The 19,234-nt window shown below is 70.5% G+C and carries 15 protein-coding genes; 8 read left to right on the top strand and 7 right to left on the bottom strand.

Going from position 1 to position 19,234, the window contains the following annotated elements; all coding sequences use genetic code 11:
• Positions 1-2: 2 nt before the first annotated feature.
• Positions 3-1,031 carry a 6-phosphofructokinase gene (locus ABZ848_RS40790; protein ID WP_360840266.1) on the top strand — a complete coding sequence of 343 codons (1,029 nt, stop codon included), beginning with the start codon at positions 3-5 and terminating at the stop codon, positions 1,029-1,031.
• A gap of 74 nt (positions 1,032-1,105) precedes the next feature.
• Positions 1,106-2,101: a 2-hydroxyacid dehydrogenase gene (locus tag ABZ848_RS40785; RefSeq protein ID WP_360840265.1), complete on the top strand. Its 996-nt coding sequence runs from the start codon at positions 1,106-1,108 to the stop codon at positions 2,099-2,101.
• On the opposite strand, the gene ABZ848_RS40780 is transcribed toward ABZ848_RS40785, so the two are convergent.
• Positions 2,053-3,933, bottom strand: coding sequence for an anthranilate synthase family protein (locus ABZ848_RS40780; RefSeq protein WP_360840263.1), 1,881 nt, complete (start codon positions 3,931-3,933; stop codon positions 2,053-2,055). The two genes, ABZ848_RS40785 and ABZ848_RS40780, sit on opposite strands and share 49 nt — an antisense overlap.
• A gap of 89 nt (positions 3,934-4,022) precedes the next feature.
• A complete protein-coding gene (locus tag ABZ848_RS40775) occupies positions 4,023-4,079 on the bottom strand; it encodes a trp operon leader peptide (protein ID WP_071528813.1) in 57 nt (18 codons plus the stop codon).
• Between the two features lie 233 nt (positions 4,080-4,312).
• On the opposite strand from ABZ848_RS40775, the gene ABZ848_RS40770 reads away from it, so the two are divergent.
• The 5 genes from ABZ848_RS40770 (at position 4,313) to ABZ848_RS40750 (ending at position 13,484) form a co-directional block, all read left to right on the top strand.
• A complete protein-coding gene (locus ABZ848_RS40770) occupies positions 4,313-10,567 on the top strand; it encodes an RHS repeat-associated core domain-containing protein (protein WP_360840261.1) in 6,255 nt (2,084 codons plus the stop codon).
• A 17-nt stretch (positions 10,568-10,584) separates the two neighbouring features.
• Positions 10,585-11,016: a DUF4265 domain-containing protein gene (locus tag ABZ848_RS40765; RefSeq protein ID WP_360840259.1), complete on the top strand. Its 432-nt coding sequence runs from the start codon at positions 10,585-10,587 to the stop codon at positions 11,014-11,016.
• Positions 11,013-11,684, top strand: coding sequence for a hypothetical protein (locus tag ABZ848_RS40760; RefSeq protein WP_360840257.1), 672 nt, complete (start codon positions 11,013-11,015; stop codon positions 11,682-11,684). Before ABZ848_RS40765 ends, ABZ848_RS40760 begins: the two co-directional genes overlap by 4 nt.
• A 68-nt stretch (positions 11,685-11,752) precedes the next feature.
• On the top strand, positions 11,753-13,105 hold the full coding sequence (locus tag ABZ848_RS40755) for a class II 3-deoxy-7-phosphoheptulonate synthase (protein ID WP_360840256.1): 1,353 nt from the start codon (positions 11,753-11,755) through the stop codon (positions 13,103-13,105).
• A gap of 145 nt (positions 13,106-13,250) precedes the next feature.
• A complete protein-coding gene (locus ABZ848_RS40750; RefSeq protein WP_360840354.1) occupies positions 13,251-13,484 on the top strand; it encodes a (2Fe-2S)-binding protein in 234 nt (77 codons plus the stop codon).
• Here the strand turns inward: ABZ848_RS40750 and bfr are convergent.
• Positions 13,481-13,960, bottom strand: a complete 480-nt coding sequence (bfr, locus tag ABZ848_RS40745; protein ID WP_360840254.1) for a bacterioferritin — start codon at positions 13,958-13,960, stop codon at positions 13,481-13,483. The genes ABZ848_RS40750 and bfr overlap by 4 nt on opposite strands.
• 175 nt (positions 13,961-14,135) lie before the next feature.
• Here bfr and ABZ848_RS40740 point away from each other — a divergent pair, with 175 nt between their 5' ends.
• Entirely contained in the window at positions 14,136-14,783 is a 648-nt protein-coding gene (locus ABZ848_RS40740; protein ID WP_360840252.1) for a sulfite oxidase-like oxidoreductase, read from the top strand.
• A gap of 22 nt (positions 14,784-14,805) precedes the next feature.
• Here the strand turns inward: ABZ848_RS40740 and ABZ848_RS40735 are convergent, their stop codons facing one another.
• The 4 genes from ABZ848_RS40735 to ABZ848_RS40720 all read right to left on the bottom strand — a co-directional run bounded on the left by ABZ848_RS40735 (position 14,806) and on the right by ABZ848_RS40720 (position 19,233).
• Positions 14,806-15,306: a DUF4396 domain-containing protein gene (locus tag ABZ848_RS40735; protein WP_360840250.1), complete on the bottom strand. Its 501-nt coding sequence runs from the start codon at positions 15,304-15,306 to the stop codon at positions 14,806-14,808.
• A 76-nt stretch (positions 15,307-15,382) separates the two neighbouring features.
• Positions 15,383-16,252, bottom strand: a complete 870-nt coding sequence (locus ABZ848_RS40730) for a deoxyribonuclease IV (RefSeq protein ID WP_360840248.1) — start codon at positions 16,250-16,252, stop codon at positions 15,383-15,385.
• Between the two features lie 67 nt (positions 16,253-16,319).
• A complete protein-coding gene (gene pknB, locus ABZ848_RS40725) occupies positions 16,320-18,245 on the bottom strand; it encodes a Stk1 family PASTA domain-containing Ser/Thr kinase (protein ID WP_360840246.1) in 1,926 nt (641 codons plus the stop codon).
• A 193-nt stretch (positions 18,246-18,438) separates the two neighbouring features.
• On the bottom strand, positions 18,439-19,233 hold the full coding sequence (locus tag ABZ848_RS40720; RefSeq protein ID WP_360840245.1) for a thiazole synthase: 795 nt from the start codon (positions 19,231-19,233) through the stop codon (positions 18,439-18,441).
• Between the last annotated feature and the right edge of the window lies 1 nt (position 19,234).

The raw sequence follows: 19,234 nt of genomic DNA, 5'->3' as shown, positions 1-19,234 counted from the left end.
CCATGCGGGTCGGAGTACTGACCGGAGGCGGCGACTGCCCCGGGCTCAACGCCGTCATCCGGGGCATCGTCCGCAAGGGCGTGCAGGAGTACGGCTACGACTTCGTCGGCTTCCGGGACGGCTGGCGGGGTCCGCTGGAGGGCGACACCGTACGCCTCGACATCCCCGCCGTGCGCGGCATCCTGCCCCGCGGCGGCACCATCCTCGGCTCCTCGCGCACCAATCCCCTCAAGCAGGAGAACGGCATCCGCCGCATCAAGGAGACCCTCGCCAAGCAGGAGGTCGAGGCGCTCATCGCGATCGGCGGCGAGGACACCCTGGGCGTGGCCGCGCGCCTCACCGACGAGTACGGCGTACCCGTCGTCGGCGTACCGAAGACCATCGACAACGACCTCTCCGCCACCGACTACACCTTCGGCTTCGACACCGCCGTCGGCATCGCCACCGAGGCCATCGACCGCCTGCACACCACCGCCGAGTCCCATATGCGCGTCCTGGTCTGCGAGGTGATGGGCCGGCACGCCGGCTGGATCGCCATCCACTCCGGGCTCGCCGGTGGCGCCAACGTCATCCTCATCCCCGAGCAGCGCTTCGACGTCGAGCAGGTGTGCGCCTGGATCACCTCCCGCTTCAAGGCGTCGTACGCCCCGATCGTGGTCGTCGCCGAGGGCGCGATGCCCAAGGACGGCGACATGGTCCTGAAGGACGAGTCGCTCGACTCCTTCGGCCACGTACGCCTCTCCGGCGTCGGCGAGTGGCTGGCCAAGGAGATCGAGAAGCGCACGGGCAAGGAGGCCCGGACGACCGTCCTCGGGCACATCCAGCGCGGCGGCACGCCGAGCGCCTTCGACCGCTGGCTCGCCACCCGCTTCGGCCTGCATGCCATCGAGGCCGTCCGCGACGGAGACTTCGGCAAGATGGTCGCCCTGCGCGGCACCGACATCGTCCGCGTCCCGATCGCGGAGGCGACGGCGAAGCTGAAGACGGTGGACCCGAAGCTGTACGAGGAGGTCGGGGTCTTCTTCGGCTGACCGGATCCGGACCGGCACCTCGGGGTTGTGGGCCGTATATTCGGCCCATAACCCACCAGAACGGGAGCCGTTTCGTGGAGATCCTCGCCTTCGGCGTCCAGGCGGACGAGAAGCCCCTGATCGAGCGTGCCTTCCACGGCCACCACGAGGTGCGCTGCCTCGACGTCTTCCTGAACGAGGACACCGCCCCCATCGCGGCGGGCTACGAGGTCGTCTCCACGAGCGTCAACGCCGAGCTCGGCCCGCGTGTCCTGGAGATCCTCTCGGCGGGCGGCACGCGGATGATCGCCCAGCGCTCCACCGGGTTCAACAACATCGACCTCAAGGTCGCCGAGCGGCTCGGCATGACGGTCGCCCGGGTCTCGTACTACTCGCCGTACTCGGTCGCCGAGTTCGCCTGGACCCTCGCCATGGCGGTCAACCGCCGTATCGTGCGGGCCTCCACGCGCACGCGTGACTTCGACTTCCGCCTCGACGGGCTGATGGGCCGCGACATGCACGGCCGCACCGCGGGCGTCCTCGGCACCGGCAAGATCGGCGAGGCCTTCACCCGGATCGCCCACGGCTTCGGCATGCGGCTGCTCGGCTGGGACATCGCCGAGAACCCGGTCTGTATGGAACTCGGCATGAAGTACGTCCCCAAGGAGCAGCTCCTCGCCGAGTCCGACCTGGTCACCCTGCACGTCCCGCTGATGCCGGAGACCCAGCGCCTCATCGACGCCGAAGCCCTGAAGACGATGAAGGACGACGCGATTCTGATCAACTCCAGCCGCGGCGGCCTGATCGACACCGCGGCCCTCGTCGCCGAACTGCGCGAGGGCCGCTTCACGGGCGTCGGCCTGGACGTCTACGAGGCGGAGGCCGGTCTCTTCTACGTCGACAGGTCGCTGGAGGCGATCGAGGACGACACCCTGGCCCGCCTGGTCACCTTCCCGAACGTCCTGGTCAGCTCCCACCAGGCCTACTACACCGAGGACGCCGTCGGCCAGATCATCGAGGCCACGGTCGGCAACGTCCTCGACTACAAGGCAGGACGCCGCTCGGAGAACGTGCTCGTACCGCGCAGCTGACCGACCAGTTCCCGCACGACGGCGGCGCCGTTCAGCGTCAGCACCGACTCCGGGTGGAACTGCACGCCCGCGAAGCCCGGCCCCCGTACCGCATGCACCTCCGTGTTGTCCGCCCTGCTGACCTCGATGCCGTGCGCGGCCAGCTCCTCGGCCACCTCGTCGTCGCAGCGCGCCACGAAGCTGTTGTAGAAGCCGACCGTCTCGGGCCGCCCGAACAGGTCGACCGTCGTCTGGGCGCCCTGGTACGGGACTTCCTTCCGTACGATCTCCAGGCCCAGCTCGGCCGCAATCAGCTCGTGCCCGAGGCAGACGCCGAGCACGCCGTGCGGGTGGGTCCGGATCACCCGGGCGGTGAGGTCACGCAGGAAGCGCATCTTCGGGTCGTCCAGGTCGGACGGGTCACCGGGGCCGGGGCCCAGCACGACCGGCCCTTCGTGGGCGAGGACGGCCTCCTCCAGGCCGGGCTCGTCGTAGCGCCGGACGGTGACTTCCAGTCCGCCCGACCGCAGCACGTGCGCGAGCATCGCCGTGAAGGTGTCCTCGCCGTCCACCACGAGGGCGTGCCCCTCGATGTCGTACGACCGCTCCTGCATCCGCAGCCAGAACGGCGCGAGGGAGGACCGGCGGCCGTCGAGCGCGGCACGCACGCGTGGGTCGTCGGCGAGACGTACGCGCGTGTGCTCCGCGCGGGGACGGGACGGCCGTACGCCCAGAGCCGCGAGGACACCCGCCGCCTTCGCGTGGGTCTCGGCGACCTCGCTCTCAGGGTCGGAGCCGCGCACGAGGGTGGCGCCGACCGGGACGCGCAGGCCGCCGTCTGCGTCGATGTCGGCGGTGCGGATGAGGATGGGGGAGTCCAGCGTCTGGGCGCCGCCGGAGTCACGGCCGAGGAGGGCCAGCGCGCCGGCGTAGTAGGCGCGTCCGCCGACCTCGTGGCGCTCGATGACGCGGCAGGCGTTCTGCACGGGGGAGCCGGTGACGGTGGCCGCGAACATGGTCTCCTTCAGGACCTCCCGGACGTCCAGGGACGACTTCCCGCGCAACTCGTACTCGGTGTGCGCGAGATGGGCCATCTCCTTCAGGCGCGGGCCGATCACGACCCCGCCCATGTCGCCGACCGTGCACATCATCTTGAGCTCCTCGTCGACGACCATCGACAGCTCCTCGATCTCCTTGCCGTCGGCGAGGAAGTCCAGCAGGTGCTCGGGGGTGGGCCCGTCGGCCGGGTAGCGGTACGTGCCGCTGATCGGGTTCATGACGACCGTGCCGCCGGACATCCGGACGTGCACCTCGGGGCTGGCGCCGACCAGGGTGCGCTCGCCGGTGTGCACGACGAAGGTCCAGTAGGCGCCCCGCTCGCCCTCGAGCAGCCGCCGGAACAGCGCGAGGGCGTCGGCGCGTCCGAACCCCGGGATCTCACCCTCGTACGTCCGACGGATCACGAAGTTGGCGCCCTCGCCCTGCCCGATCTCCTCGCGCAGCACGCGGCCGACGATCCCGGCGTACTCCTCGTCGGCGACGTCGAAGGCGCCGCGTTCGACGCGGACGTCGTGGGCGGGGAGCTGGGCGAGGGCCGCGTCCAGTGGAATGTGACATAGCACTGTCGGGGTGAGTGCCAGCAGCGGCGTCCCGTCGTCCCGCACGTCGAAACCGCGCTCGCGGATCTGCCGGTAGGGGACGAGCGCGAGGCACTCGTCGGGCAGGTCGGCGAGCCGGTCGTAGGAGCGCACGGGGCCGAGGAACACCTCCACGGTGTCCTCGTCATGACCGGGCGTACGGCGGCGGAGCAGGGCGAACGGGCGGTCGTCGTCCAGCAGCTGTGTCAGGTCCATGGTTCCTCTGCCTGGTGAGGGAGGAACGACCCCGGAAACACCGAAGGCCGCCCCTCGGGCGGCCTTCGCGAAGTCTTGCGTACGCGCAGTCAGTGGGCCGCCGGATGAGCGGTCCACCACCAGTTCTGGGTCGAGTGCGCGAACATGCCGCGGATCTTACACCCTATTCCTTCACAGGAATGTCTCAGACTTCTCCTTGACGTGCTCATGATTGAATCGTGACTCTTGAGCCCTTACGGGTGGAGGGGGACTCATGAAGCGCTTCCGGTCATCCTGCGTCGCAGCGGTGGTCCTGGCCCTGGGCCTGTCCGGCTTACAGCCGGCGGTCGCCGAGGCCGCACCGAGAAAGACCACCTCGGTCGCCGACGCAGAGAGATCCGTGACCACGATCGACCGCACCGAGATCCGGGCAGACGCCCGGTTCGACACCAGACCCACCGACGCGAAGGGCGGACCGCTCGCCGCCGCCCGGGCCGCGAAGGTCACCTGGCCCAGCCCCGGCGAGGACAACGTTGCCGTCGGCGCCGGCCCGGCCCGCGTCGCCGCCACCGCCGTCTCCGTGACCGCGCCCCGCAGCCGGGCCGCCGCTCCCGAAACGGTCGACGTCCGGGCGTACGACAACGCCAAGGCCCGCCAACTCGGCGGCCACGCCACGGCGTTCACCCTGAAGGCGGCCGAGACCACCGACCGTGTCGGCGTCCGCGTCGACACCTCCGGCTTCCGGCGGGCCTTCGGCGCCGACTTCGAGTCCCGGTTGCGGCTGATCGCCAAGCCCGTCTGCGCCCTGAGCACGCCCCGCGCCGCGCGATGCGCGGCGAGCAGCCCGGTCAGGAGCCGCATCGACCTGACCACGCACATCCTCTCCGCCGAGCTGGCCGCCGACCCGGACACCGTCTTCGTGGTCGCCGCCGCCCCGAACGGCGAGACGGGCTCCGCCACCGCCACCAAGCTCTCCTCGTCCAGCAAGTGGCAGGTCGGCCTCAGCTCCGGTGACTTCTCCTGGTCGCTGCCCCTGCCCCAGGTCCCCGCGATCGCGGGCGACGCCCCCGACATCAACCTCGGCTACTCCTCGCAGGCCGTCGACGGCATGGTCGCCGCCGAGAACAACCAGCCGTCCTGGGTCGGCCAGGGCTGGGACCTCGCTCTGCCGTACATCGAGCGCCGCTACAACGGCTGCGCCGACGACGGCGGCGACACCGGAGATCTCTGCTGGGCCGGCGACGAGTACCGCATCTCCCTCCAGGGCACCTCGTCCGCGCTGGTCAAGGACACCGCGGCGGGCGGCGACACCTGGCGCGCGCAGGAGGACCCGGGCTGGCGCGTCCAGCACAGGACCGGCGCCGAGAACGGCGACAACGACGGTGAGTACTGGGTCGTGACCACGCCCCAGGGCACGCGGTACACCTTCGGCCGTGGCCAACAGGCCACCACCGACACGGCCACGGACTCCGTCTACACCGTGCCCGTCTTCGGCGACGACGAGGGCGAACCCTGTCACAAGGCCGACGTCGAGGACTCGTACTGCACCCAGGCCTGGCGCTGGAACCTCGACGGTGTCGTCGACGCGCACGGCAACTCCAACACGTACTTCTACGAGCAGGAGACCAACCGCTACGCCCGCAACGGCGACCCGGACAAGTCGACCTCGTACGTCCGCGGCGGCCACCTCAAGGACATCGTCTACTCGCAGCGCTCCGGCGCCGAGGACCAACAGGCCCCCGCCCGGCTGCACTTCACCACCGGCCTGCGCTGCGTCGAGGCCGCCGACGGCAGCGGTGACTGCCCGGCCTTCGACGCCGACCACGCGAGCTCGTACCCAGACGCGCCCCTCGACTCCCTGTGCGCGAGCGGTGACTGCACGGGTGAGGAGCAGAAGTCGCCGACGTTCTTCACGAACGCGCTGCTGCGTTCGGTGACGGCCCAGCGTTCCGGCGCCGACGGCGGCTGGACGGACGTGGACCGGATGGACTTCACGTACGACTACCCGAAGCCCTCCGACGGCACCGACGCCATGCTGTGGCTGACCAAGGTGCAGCAGACCGGCCTGGTCGGCGGTGAACTCAAGCTTCCCGCGGTCGAGTTCACCGGCAAGGAGTTCGCCAACCGGGCCGACGCGGATCCGGCGGCCGGCGCCCCCGAGATGCGCAAACTGCGCATCACCTCGTTCCTCGACGAGCTGGGCCGCCGCGTGGACGTCACCTACGGCCAGCCCGACCCGTGCCCGATCGACGACCTGCCCGAGGGCCGCTACGACTCCAACACCCAGGACTGCTTCCCGGGTTGGCGCACCAACGGCACCTCCTCCGGCTTCGGCGTCTGGCACAAGTACCTCACCACCAAGGTCACCGTCCGTGACAGCGGCGGCGGTTCGCCCCCGCAGACCACCGAGTACCGCTACCGGGGCACGCCCGCCTGGCACCACGACGACGACCCGGTCACCAAGGCCGAGCGCCGCTCCTGGAGCGACTGGCGCGGCTACGGCAGCGTCGACGTCGCCAAGATGACCGACCCCGCCTACCGGGGCGAGTCCGCGAGCCGCGCCGTCCAGATCACCCGCTCGCTCAACTACCGCGGCATGGACGGCGATTCGAAGGCCGACGGCTCGCACAAGTCCGTCGAGGTCACCGACTCGCAGGGCAACTCGGTCAAGGACCTGCCGTATCTGAAGGGCAAGGAGCGCGAGAGCGTCCAGTTCCAGGTGAACGCCGACGGCTCGGCCGGCTACGAACTCGGCGGCACCCTGCACGGCTACACCTCCGCGCACACCACCCCGGCCAAGGAGGGCGAGAGCGATCCCGACAAGGACGCCCACCTGGTGGTCGAGAACAACTCGGTCAGCCGCGAGACCCTGATCGGCGACAACGGCGACCGCTCCACCCGCACCACCACCCTGGCCACCGACTACGACACCTACGGCCAGGTCACCTCGGTCCTCGACACGGCCGGCGACGACGTCCGCTGCACGAAGACCTCGTACGACCGCGGTGCCGCCGCCGTCGACTCCTGGACGCTCGCCTTCCCCTACCGGATCCGCACCTACTCCGGCACCTGCGCCGACCCCAAGTCGCTGATCACCGGCAAGGACCAGTACTACGACGGCTCCACCGACCTCGGCGCCCCGGTCACCAAGGGCGACGTCACGCGCAGTGTCGCCGCCGTCGCGGCCTCCGGCCCGGACACGGTCACGAAGACCGAGACGACCGAGGCCACCTTCGACGCCTACGGCCGCACGGCCACCCAGACCGACGCCAAGGGCAACACCGACCGCACCGTCTACAGCCCGGACACCGGCCGCCCGGCCACGGTCACCGAGACCAACGCGCTCGGCCAGGCCGAGGTGACCACCTTCGAGGCGGACCGGCAGCTGCCGGTCTCCGTCAAGGACGCCAACGGGCAGGTCACCCGCAACACCTACGACCCGCTCGGCCGGCTGCTCAGCGTGCGCCAGCCCGAGCAGGGCGCCGACGACCCGCCGGCGCAGGTCTTCACCTACTTCCTCGACCCCGAGCACGCGAAGCCGCCCCGGGTCACCACCGCCAACCTCCAGTCCGGCGACACCTACGTCACCACCTGGCAGTACCTCGACTCGCTGGGGCGCAACCGGCAGACCCAGCAGATCTCCCCGGCCGCAACCGGCGGCACCGACAAGACGATCGTCACCGACAAGCGCTACGACGACGCCGGGAACGTGGCCGCCGAGTCGCTGCCCGTCGTCGCGGCCGGAGCGGCCGGCAGCGCCCTGCTCGCCGTACCCGGCGACCAGGTGGACGAGACGCGCTACACCTACGACGGCCTCGGCCGGACCCTGGAGGCCGCGCAGTACGGCAACGGCAAGCGCCTGTGGGCCACCACCACCGAGTACTTCGGCGACCGCACCCGCACCACCCCGCCCCGCGGCGGCGTGCCCAGCACCGCCTGGACCGACGCTCGCGGCCGCGGTGTCCGCAAGCAGGAGGGCACCGGGGACACGGCCGCGACGACGACGTACACCTACACCCCGGCCGACCAGACCGCGTCGGTCACCGACGCCGGCGGCCACACCTCCACCTTCGGCTACGACCTCCTCGGCCGCCGCACCGAGGCCGTCGACGCGGACGCCGGCCGGATGCGCACCGAGTACGACGCCAACGGCAACCCGGTGGCGTCCTGGGACGCCAAGGCACTCGCGGCAGGCTCGGACACCCCGACGCTGTCCACCGAGTACGACAAGCTGAACCGCCCGGTGTCCCGCTGGACGGGCCGGGTCGGCAGCGGCACCAAGGTCGCCTCGTGGGCCTACGACTCCACCGACGTCCCGAACGCCGTCGGCCATGTCACCACGCAGACCACCTACCAGGACGGCCGCGCCTACACCCTCGCCGCCACCGGCTTCGACCCGCGGGGCCGTATCACCGGCAAGAAGTGGACCTTCCCCAAGGGGCTCGGCGGCCTGCTGAAGGACACCTCCTACCGGGTCGAGTACGGCTACGACGCCTCCGACCACGTGGTCCGCACCAGCTACCCGGACGCCGCCCCCGGAACCCCGAAGGAGACCCTCACCACCGGTTACGACAGCCTCGGCAACCCCACCACCCTCACCGGTACCATCACGGATCCGCTGACCGGCGAGGACCACACCCGGACCTACATCTCCGGCACCGGCTACGCGGCCGACGGCAAGCTCGCCACCCGCGACTACGCCGACGCCCTCCACCCGCTGCGCCGCGCCTACGGCTACGAGGGCGACACCCAGCGGCTGTCCCGCATCCAGACCCTCGTCGGCTCCGCCCACGACGACACCTGGGAGGCGAAACAGGACGACGGCTACGCCTGGGACCAGGCGGGCAACCTCACCTCGATCACCGACAACGCCCTGAAGACCCCGGTCGCCACCTGCTACACGTACGACGGACTCGACCGGCTCGCCCACGCCTGGACGACCGAGCGCACCGACTGCTCGGACGATGACTCGACCACCGTCCACGACGGCCCGGCCGGCTACAACGAGTCCTGGACCTACTCGGCGGACGGCAACATCACCTCGGCCCGCTCCCTGCTCGGCAAGCAGGACTACGCGTACGAGGACCCCGACCATCCGCACGCCGTCACCCAGGCCGGTCACGACACCTACGCCTACGACGCCGACGGCGCCCTGAAGAAGCGGGTCGAGGACCTGGTCCCGGCCTCCTACGAATGGGACGCCCAGCAGCGCCTCGCCTCGGTGACGACGGCGTTGCTGAAGAAGACCGACTTCGTCTACGCCCCCGACGGCACCCGGATCGCCCGGATCGATCCGCTCGGCGTGGCCACCCTCTACCTGGACGACCAGGAGATCACCGTCGCCCTCGGCATCCTCAAGGGCGGCACCCGCTACTACCGCATCGCCGGGACCGCGGTCGCCGAACGGCTCCCGGCCGGCATCCTGAAGTGGCGGTTCAACGACACCCAGGGCTCCGCGCAGATCGCGGTGCCCGAGGGCACCGGCGTGGTCGAACGGGCGTACTACGACCCGTACGGCAAGATCAGGGACCCGCTGCTGCACGCGCCGCCCACCGACCGGGGCTGGCTCGGCAAGGTCCGCGACCCCAGCACCGGCCTGAACGCGCTGGACGCCCGCTACTACGACGCCGGCCTCGGCCGCTTCGTCTCCACCGACCCGGCCCTCGACCTGACCTCCGCCCAGACCGCCAACGCCTACTCCTACGGCGCCAACAACCCCGTCATGTACGTCGACCCGACGGGTCTGTGGTCGCTGTCCGGCGTCTGGAACTCGGTCAAGGAAGGCGCCTCCGACGCCTGGAACTGGGCCAAGGAGAACAAGGGCGTCATCGCCAACGTGGCGGTGGGCATCGCGGTCGGCATCGCCGTCGGGGCCGTGTGCTCCACCGGCGTCGGCTGTGTGATCCTCGCCGGGGCGGTGGCGGGTGCGGCCGGCGCGGCGACCGGTTACAGCGTGGACGCCGCGGAGGGCAAGACGGACTTCTCCGTCGGCGGACTGCTCACCGCCACCGGGGTCGGCGCCGTCACCGGAGCGGCCACGGCGGGCGCGCTCGCCGGACTCGGCGCCGGTGCCCGCGCCGCGCTCAACAGCAGTGCCGGCAAGGCGGTGACCTCAGCGGCCAGCAGGGCTGTCTCCGGTGGCAGCGGGAAGGCGATCTCCGCGGTCACCGGGGCGGCCGCCCGGGCCGGCAAGGCCATCGCCAACTCCAAGCCCGGCAGCAAGATCGCCGACATCGCCAAGGGGATCGCGAACACCGCCCGCAAGATCACCGGCGGCAAGCCCGGCAGCGGCCTGGAGGACGGCGTCGAGTACGTCACCAAACGGCCCGGCTTCACTCCGACCCCGGGCCGGGGCGGGGCACCCGGCAGCAGGCCGTACATGAAGTTCACCCCGGCCGGCAAGGACGAGGTGCTGCAGCGCAACGCCTCCGCCCAGTCCGACGGCATCGCCCGCTGCGCCAACCCGACCTGCAACGTGCCGCTCACCAAGGCTCAGCAGTCCCGCAGCGGTGTCACTCCGCGCTCCGACGAGGCCGCGGTCGACCACATAGAGCCGCAGGCGCACGGCGGGTCCGGGGATCCGTCCAACGGGCAGGGCCTCTGTAGGGTCTGCAACGGAGACAAGTCCGACGGCCCGGCACCGTGGGGCCCCTAGGGAATGGACCGAGCCCGGTGACCCATGTGTACGTGTCCCTGGAACGGGACGAGGACGGCTACCCGCCCTTCGACAAGGAGGAGATCGACGCCACGGAGATGGGCGGGGGCCGGTTCCGGATCGAGGGCGTCCCGGTCTTCGTCTACGGACTCGCCGTCGGCGACGTCGTGAAGGTCGCCCGGGTACGCGGGGACGACCGGCTGTGGGTCACCGAGGTCGTCGAGCAGGCCGGCCACTGGACCAGCCGGGTGGTGCCCAAGGACCCGGCCGCGCTCGACGACGTGGCGAGCCTCTTCCAGGAGCTCGGCTGCCGGGCCCACGCCACCCCCTTCGGTCTGGTCGCGGTGGACGTCCCGGCGTCCGCCCCGGCCGGGCCGGTGCTCGCCCTGCTCGACCAGGGGGCCGCCTCCGGCCGCTGGCACTTCGATCTGGGGGTCGGTCCCGAGTGACGGCACACGAGGTGGCCCGTCTGCTGCCCTCCCCGGCCGCGCTGCGGGACCGGTGCCGGGCGATGGCGGTGCTGGAGGCGATCCTCAGCCCCGAGTGGGGCGACCGCCACCACTCCTACGACCACCGATGGGCACCCGGCGTGGAGCTGGCCTCGATGCGCGACGGCTCCGGCGACGAGTACGCCATCGTCTTCACCTCGGAGGGGACGTACATCAGGGGGTTCGCCCACGAGTCCCCGATGAGCCCCTACAAGGCCGGCGGCCCCTGGCCGGGCGTGGTCGACACCGTGCCCAAGCCGCTGCGGGTCTGGGTCACCGAACCGGCCTTCTGCGACCGGCACGGGATGCCGGTGGTCACCGCGTGTCTGTGGCGCGAACCGGCCGACGAGGGGTGGCGGACGGGCGAGGTCGAGTACCCCGACGATCCGGACCCGGACGGCGCGAGCGGGCTCTTCCGCCTGCTCGTCGCTCCCGGGCCGCTGGCCGCGGAGGCCTTCCGGGAGTTCGCCGAGGACTACTACGGGGAGCCGCTGGATCCGGCCGCCCTGCGGCATGTCTACGAACTGCGCCCCCTGACCGAGGAGATCGTCACCGTCCTCAACGGCTCGTCCACCCTCGCGGAGGTGGCCGGGGACGCCGCGGCGGCGGACTATCCGGTGGCGGGCTGACCGGGACGTGCGTCTCATCTGTCGAGCGCGGCACAAACCAGTCGACACGACCCCGTAATGTTTGGGGGGTGACCGTGAACGCTAAGACCAGCGCCAGCGCTGGCAACACCTGGCGAGATCTGCCCGCGGCGCAGCAGCCCGAGTACCCCGACCTTGAGGCTCTGCGCGCAGTCGTTGCGGACCTCGAGTCGTATCCGCCGCTCGTCTTCGCGGGCGAGTGCGACCAGCTGCGCGCCCGGATGGCGGCCGTCGCCAAGGGAGAGGCGTTCCTCCTCCAGGGCGGCGACTGCGCCGAGGCCTTCGACGCGGTGTCCGCCGACCACATCCGCAACAAGCTGAAGACCCTGCTGCAGATGGGCGCCGTGCTGACGTACGCCGCCTCGGTGCCGGTCGTGAAGGTCGGCCGTATCGCCGGCCAGTACTCCAAGCCGCGCTCCAAGCCGACCGAGACCCGCGATGGTGTGACGCTGCCGACCTACCGCGGCGACTCCGTCAACGGCTTCGACTTCACCGAGGCCGCCCGCGTCCCGGACCCCGAGCGCCTGAAGCGGATGTACAACGCGTCCGCCTCCACGCTCAACCTGGTGCGCGCCTTCACCACCGGCGGTTACGCCGACCTGCGCCAGGTGCACGCCTGGAACCAGGACTTCGTGAAGTCGTCCCCGTCCGGCCAGCGCTACGAGCAGCTCGCGCGGGAGATCGACAACGCGCTGAACTTCATGCGGGCCTGCGGGACCGACCCGGAGGAGTTCAAGACCGTCGAGTTCTACTCCTCGCACGAGGCGCTGCTGCTCGACTACGAGTCCGCGCTGACCAGGGTCGACTCGCGCACCGGCCAGCTGTACGACGTCTCCGGGCACATGGTGTGGATCGGTGAGCGCACCCGGCAGCTGGACGGCGCGCACATCGAGTTCGCCTCGCAGATCCGCAACCCGATCGGGATCAAGCTCGGCCCGACGACCACGGCCGAGGACGCGCTGCAGTACATCGAGCGCCTCGACCCCGACCGTGAGCCCGGCCGGCTGACCTTCATCGTCCGCATGGGCGCCGACAAGGTCCGCGACAAGCTCCCCGAGCTGGTCGAGAAGGTCACCGCGTCCGGTGCGACCGTGGCCTGGGTGACCGACCCGATGCACGGCAACACCTTCGAGGCGGCTTCGGGTCACAAGACCCGCCGTTTCGACGACGTGCTCGACGAGGTCAAGGGCTTCTTCGAGGTCCACAAGGGCCTCGGCACCCACCCGGGCGGCATCCACGTGGAGCTCACCGGTGACGACGTCACCGAGTGCGTGGGCGGCGGCGACGAGATCTTCGTCGACGACCTGCACCAGCGCTACGAGACGGCCTGCGACCCGCGGCTGAACCGCAGCCAGTCGCTCGACCTGGCGTTCCTCGTCGCGGAGATGTACAGGGACCAGTAGTGGTTTCGCCTGTTACAGGGGCATGACGTGGGGCGCGGATCACATACGATCCGCGCCCCACTCCACTTTTGCGGCCGCTGTACGGCGGGTAAGGTTAGGTTAGCCTCACCGATCAACGGGGATGGCACCACGATCCCGCCGGGAGGTGAACCGCGTGTACGTCTGCAGTTGCTTCGGCATCACCGAGCAGCAGGTCAAGAAGCACGCGGAGGACGGTGCCTGCACCCCTCGCCAGATAGCCTCGGCCTGCAAGGCGGGCACGGACTGCGGTTCCTGCGTCCGCCGCATCCAGGCGATCCTGGGCCGCGGCGCCTGCCCCCGCCGCGAACTCGTCGACCAGGGCGCCTCGGCCCTGGCCCAACTGGACGAGGCCGCCTAGCTCTCCGGCTGCTCGATCAGCTGTGCGATGTAGAGTGCCTCGCCGAGCTTCTCCACCAGTTCCAGCTGGGTGTCGAGGTAGTCGATGTGGTGCTCCTCGTCCTCGAGGATCGACTCGAAGATGTTCGCGGACGTGATGTCGCCCTTCTCGCGCATCACCTTGATGCCCCGCTTGAGCCGGTCGATCGCCTCGACCTCGATCTGCCGGTCGGCCTCGAACATCTCCTTGACCGTCTGCCCCACGCGCACGTGGAAGAGGCGCTGGTAGTTCGGCAGCCCCTCCAGGAAGAGGATCCGGTCGGTGAGCACCTCGGCGTGCTTCATCTCGTCGAACGACTCGTGGCGGGTGTACTTCGCGAGCTTCGTCCAGCCGAAGTTCTCCTGCATCTTCGCGTGCAGGAAGTACTGGTTGATCGCGGTCAGCTCGCCGGTGAGCTGCTCGTTGAGGAATTCGATGACCTCGGGGTCGCCCTGCATCGCAGAGGCTCCTTCCAACGCAAGGGAACTGGCAGGTTGCGCCGCATGATTGCACTGGCGACGAAGATCGTCCAGTAAGTCTTCACTTAGTAAGTAAGTGCATGCTTAGTCGCGGTTGCCCCGGTTTGGGTGGGGCAGGTCAGATGCACCCTTCCCGGTCTGTCAGGATGGAGACATGGGTCAGCCGGTGGAGCGCGAGTCGGGAGAGCGCGATTCAGGAGGAGCAGGTCAGCCCGAGCTTCCGCCGGGACAGCGCCTGCAACGCGGCTGGCCGGTCACCCACTACGGGCCGGTCCCCAAGTTCCGCCCCGAGCGCTGGGAGTTCAGGGTCTTCGGCGCCACCGCGGACGGCGAGAAGCACTGCTGGAACCACGAGGAGTTCACGGCCCTGCCGTACGCCGGCGTCGTCGCCGACCTGCACTGCGTCACGAAGTTCAGCATGCTCGGCGCCGAATGGGGCGGCATCCCGGCACGTACGATCCTGGAGATCGCGCCGCCGGCCCCCGCCGTCACCCACGTGATGGTGTGGGCCGAATACGGATTCAGTTCGAATCTCCGGCTGTCGGACTTCGCGTCCGAACGGACCATCTTCGCCACCCACAAGGACGGCGAGCTGCTGACCGCGGAACACGGCTTCCCGCTCCGCCTGGTCGTCCCGCACCTGTACGCCTGGAAGGGCCCCAAGTGGGTCCGGGGCGTGGAGTACATGACCGCCGACCGCCGCGGCTTCTGGGAGGAGCGCGGCTACCACAACGTCGGCGACCCCTGGAAGGAACAGCGCTACTCCTACCAGGAGGAGCCCGGGGACGGCCCCGAGCTCTGACTCCCGGCGTCCTTCCCGTACGTCAGTGGTACTGGTGCACCACCGCGTGCCCCTTGCCCCGCCCGATCATCCACTTGTTGACCGGCGTGGTGACCAGGAAGGCGATCACCAGCGAGATCGCGAGCGAGCCCCAGAACAGCAGATCGCTCAGAGTCGCGTCCATCGCGTCCGGCCACAGCACGATCACGCCGTTGTCGATCAGCTCCATCACGGCGATGGACAGGGTGTCCGCGGCCAGCGCCACCCGGAACGCGGCGCGGAAGCCGACGCCCGCCTTCAGGACTCCGCGCAGGGTGAGCGAGTAGCCGAAGAAGAACGCGAGCACGATCGCGAGGACCGTGGTCGAGAGGTTCCCCCAGTCGAACGCGGTGCCGATCACCATGCCCAGCACCTCGCCGATGGCGCATCCGGTGAGGCAGTGCAGGGTGGCCTGGGCGGCCATGGCCCAGGTGGCGGCGGCCTGGTGGTGGTGCGCGTGGGTCTCGTGAGTCTCGTGGTGCTGCGTGTGTGCCTCGTGCTGCATGGTGCCCCCAACCTCGGAATAGCGGTTCCTGCACCTGGCGGGAACCGTATACCCCCAGGGGGTATTCCTGAACGCCCTAGCAATCGCGGAGTTTCTTCAGCCGCTCCACGTCCGCCGCATGCCCCTCCTTGCCGCCGGGCGTCTCGATGATCAGCGGTACGCCCTCGGTCGCGGGGTGGGTCATCAGCGCGCGGAACGGGTCCTCGCCGATGTGGCCCGCGCCGATGTTCTCGTGCCGGTCCTTGTGCGCGCCGACGACGTCCTTGGAGTCGTTGGCGTGGATCAGCTTCAGCCGGCCCTCGCCGACGGTGTCCACCAGCAGGTCGAGAGTCTGGTGCATACCGCTGGGGCCGGTCAGGTCGTGCCCGGCGGCGAAGATGTGGCAGGTGTCCAGGCAGACGCCCAGCTTCGGATGGGCGTCGAGCGCCTCGAAGTACGGCCCGAAGTCCCAGGTCCGCGAGCAGAGTGAGGCACCCTGCCCGGCCGTCGACTCCAGCAGCAGGAACGGATCGTCGTCGTGCGTCAGCTCGTCGAGCAGCGGCAGCATGTACTGCCGTACCTGCTTCAGCGCCACCGACCGCTCCCGCCCGCCCGTCGCGCTGCCGGTGTGCACCACCACGCCGAGCGCCCCGATCTCCCGCCCGCGCCGCAGCGAGTGCCGCAACGACTCCACCGACTTCTCGACGGTGGCCTCGGTGTGCGAGCCGAAGTTGATCAGATACGGCGCGTGCACGTACGCCGGGATCGCCCCGTCCGCGCACGCCGCGCGGAACTCCTCGTCCTGGCGCGGGTTCCCGACGGGCGTGGCCCAGCCGCGCGGATTGGCGACGAAGACCTGCACGGTCTCGGCCTTCAGATCACGGGCGTAGCTGAGCCCGACGGAGTTCAGACCACCGGCCACGGGGACATGACCGCCGACGGGGTTGCGGGACTGCTGCTTCTTCACCCGCTCAGGGTGTCATGCGGTACGAGCCGTTCGGTCACCGGATCTTGAGGCGGACGGCCCGCGAGAGTCACCGGATCTTGATCGTGATCGTCGACCCCTTCGGCGCCGTCTGCCCGCCCTCCACGGACTGGCCCTTGACGGTGTCGCCGAACAGGCCCAGCAGACCCCGGTCCTCGTCGACCTGGAAGCCGGCCTTCTCCAGGGCGGTGTGCGCGTCGTCCACGCTGTCGCCCGTGACGTCCGGGACCTCGACCATCTCGGGGCCCTTGGACAGGGTCAGCGTCACCGTGTCGCCCTCGGCGGCCTGGCCGTCGCCCGCCGGGGTCTGCGCGGCGACCTGCCCCTTGTCGTACTCGGAGTTGACCTGCTGGGCGGCGACCTTCACGGTCAGGCCCGCGTCCTCCAGGTCGGCTTTGGCGTCCGCGAGGTCCTCGCCGGTGACGTCCGGGACGTCGACGGCGCTGCCCTTGCTGACGGTCAGCGCGATCGCCGAGCCCGCGTGCCGCTTGGTGCCCTCCTCAGGGTCCGAGGAGATCACGAAGCCCTTGGGGACGTCGTCGCTGAACTCCCGGGTGACCATGCCCGGTTCGAGCCCGTCCTTCTTCAGCAGGGCGCGCGCCTTGTCCAGCCGGTAGCCCTGCAGCGCGGGCACCTGCACGGTCTCCGGGCCGTCGGAGATGGTCAGTGTCACGCGGGAGTTGTCGCGGATACGGCTGCCGGGCTCGGGGTCCGAGCTGATGACCGTGCCCCGCTTCACCGTGTCGCTGTAGGCGTGCTTGACCGTGCCCAGGTCCAGCCCGGCGTCGCTCAGCTGCTTGCTCGCCTGCGCCTGCGTCTTCGCCAGCACCAGCGGGACCTTGGTGAACTGGCCGGAGTTGATGTACCACACGCCCGTGCCGACGCCGAGGATCAGCAGGACGGCGACGACGATCGCGAGCGGCCCGCGCCGCGATCGCCCGCCACGCGCGCGGGGCGGCAGCGGCGGCGGGGACTCCAGCCGGCTGGTGCGGTGCAGCGCGGGCTCGTCCTCGTTGACCGGCAGCGGGCGCGGCACCGTGAGCGAGCGCGGGATGACGCTCGTACGGTCCTCGGAGATGTTCCGGTGCTCCTCGGTGACCGCCTGCGGCGGCACCGCGTCCAGCTGGTCCGCGCTGAGCGCCGCGCGCACGTCACGGGCCTGCGCGAGCAGCGCCACCGCGTCGTACGGGCGCAGGTCGGGGGTGCGGGCGGTGGCCGAGGCGACCAGCTCGTCCAGTTCGTACGGCAGTCCGGGCACGACGGCCGACGGGGGTGGGACGTCCTCGTGGAGGTGCTTGTAGAGGACGATGGCGGGGGAGTCGCCCTCGTGCGGGCGGTCGCCGGTGAGCATCTCGTACAGGACGACACCGCACGCGTACACGTCGACCCTCGGGTCGGCCGTGCCGTTGTCGATCTGCTCCGGCGCGAGGTACGAGACGGTGCCGAGGACGGTCCCGGTCGTGTTGGTCACCGTGTCCACGGACCGGACCAGCCCGAAGTCGGCGACCTTGACCCGGCCGTCGTCCCCTATCAGTACGTTCTCCGGCTTCATGTCCCGGTGCACGAACCCGGCCCGGTGCGCGGCGCCGAGCGCGGCGAGGACCGGCTCCAGGATGTCCAGGGCGGCGCGCGGCTGCAGTGCCCCGCGCTCGCGCAGCACGTCACGCAGGGTGCAGCCGGCGACGTACTCCATGGCGAGGTAGACGTACGACCCGTCGGTGCCCTGGTCGAAGACCTGCACCACGTTCGGGTGCGCGAGGCGGGCGACCGACTTCGCCTCCCGGATGAACCGCTCGACGAAGGTGCCGTCGGAGGCGAGTGCCGGGTGCATCACCTTCAGTGCGAGCACACGGTCGAGGCGGGTGTCCAGGGCCCGGTAGACCGTGGCCATCCCGCCGACCGCGATCCGCGCGTCCACGCGATAGCGGCCGTCGAGCACCTGCCCGACCAGAGGGTCCTGAAGGGTCGTATCCACGCAGGTGAGTGTACGAGCCGTGACTGACAGGGCCCTGGGTTCGGGGGAGATCGGGGCGGTACTGCAGCCGAGCTGTGACGGACATCGCACCGCCGTCCGGATCTGCTCGAACGTACGTTCAGGAGAGCCGATCGTTCCGGAGTCGGCCGTGCCGCTCCGGAAGGCCGGCCGTTCCGGAGCCGGCCGTGCCGGTTCAGAAAGCCGGCCGCTCCGGGTCCAGCCGTGCCAGCCCCTCCGTCGGCGAGGACGCCTCCGCGAAGTGCCGGCGCGGAATGCGTCCCGCCCGCCGGGCCAGCCGCCCCGCCTCCACCGCGTGCCGCATCGCCTCGGCCATCAGCTCCGGCTCCTGCGCCCGCGTGACCGCCGAGGCGAGCATCACGCCCGCGCACCCCAGCTCCATGGCGAGCGCCGCGTCCGAGGCCGTACCGGCGCCCGCGTCCAGGATCACCGGTACGCGCGCGTGCTCGACGATCAGCTGGAAGTTGTGCGGGTTGCGGATGCCGAGCCCGGAGCCGATCGGCGAGCCCAGCGGCATGATCGCCGCGCAGCCGACGTCCTCCAGCCTGCGGGCGAGGACCGGGTCGTCGTTGGTGTACGGCAGCACGGTGAAGCCGTCGTCGACCAGGGTCTCGGCCGCATCGAGCAGCTCGATCGGGTCGGGCAGCAGGGTGCGTTCGTCGGCGATGACCTCGACCTTGATGAGGTCGGTGCCGAGGGCCTCGCGCGCGAGACGGGCGGTGAGGACGGCCTCCCCGGCCGTGAAGCAGCCGGCGGTGTTCGGCAGCACCTGGATGCCGAGCTTCCGCAGCACGGACAGGACGGAGCCGTGCACCGAGGGGTCCACGCGGCGCATCGCGACCGTGGTCAGCTCCGTGCCGGAGGCCACCAGGGCCCGCTCCAGGACGTCGAGGCTGGGGGCACCGCCGGTGCCCATGATCAGGCGGGACGTGAAGGACGTACCGCCGATGACAAGGGGGTCGTCGGCCATG

The sequence above is a fragment of the Streptomyces sp. NPDC047081 genome (assembly GCF_040643775.1).
Classification (GTDB): Bacteria; Actinomycetota; Actinomycetes; order Streptomycetales; family Streptomycetaceae; genus Streptomyces.
The sequence above is the reverse complement of the archived record's forward strand: the minus strand, read 5'-3'. Positions and strand labels throughout refer to the sequence as shown.

Bases quoted from the DNA above. Each gene is read 5' to 3' on its own strand.
- ABZ848_RS40780 (WP_360840263.1), bottom strand. From the start codon at position 3,933: ATGGACCTGACACAGCTGCTGGACGACGACCGCCCGTTCGCCCTGCTC.
- ABZ848_RS40735 (WP_360840250.1), bottom strand. From the start codon at position 15,306: ATGCAGCACGAGGCACACACGCAGCACCACGAGACTCACGAGACCCAC.
- bfr (WP_360840254.1), bottom strand. From the start codon at position 13,960: ATGCAGGGCGACCCCGAGGTCATCGAATTCCTCAACGAGCAGCTCACC.
- ABZ848_RS40720 (WP_360840245.1), bottom strand. From the start codon at position 19,233: ATGGCCGACGACCCCCTTGTCATCGGCGGTACGTCCTTCACGTCCCGC.
- ABZ848_RS40740 (WP_360840252.1), top strand. From the start codon at position 14,136: ATGGGTCAGCCGGTGGAGCGCGAGTCGGGAGAGCGCGATTCAGGAGGA.
- ABZ848_RS40790 (WP_360840266.1), top strand. From the start codon at position 3: ATGCGGGTCGGAGTACTGACCGGAGGCGGCGACTGCCCCGGGCTCAAC.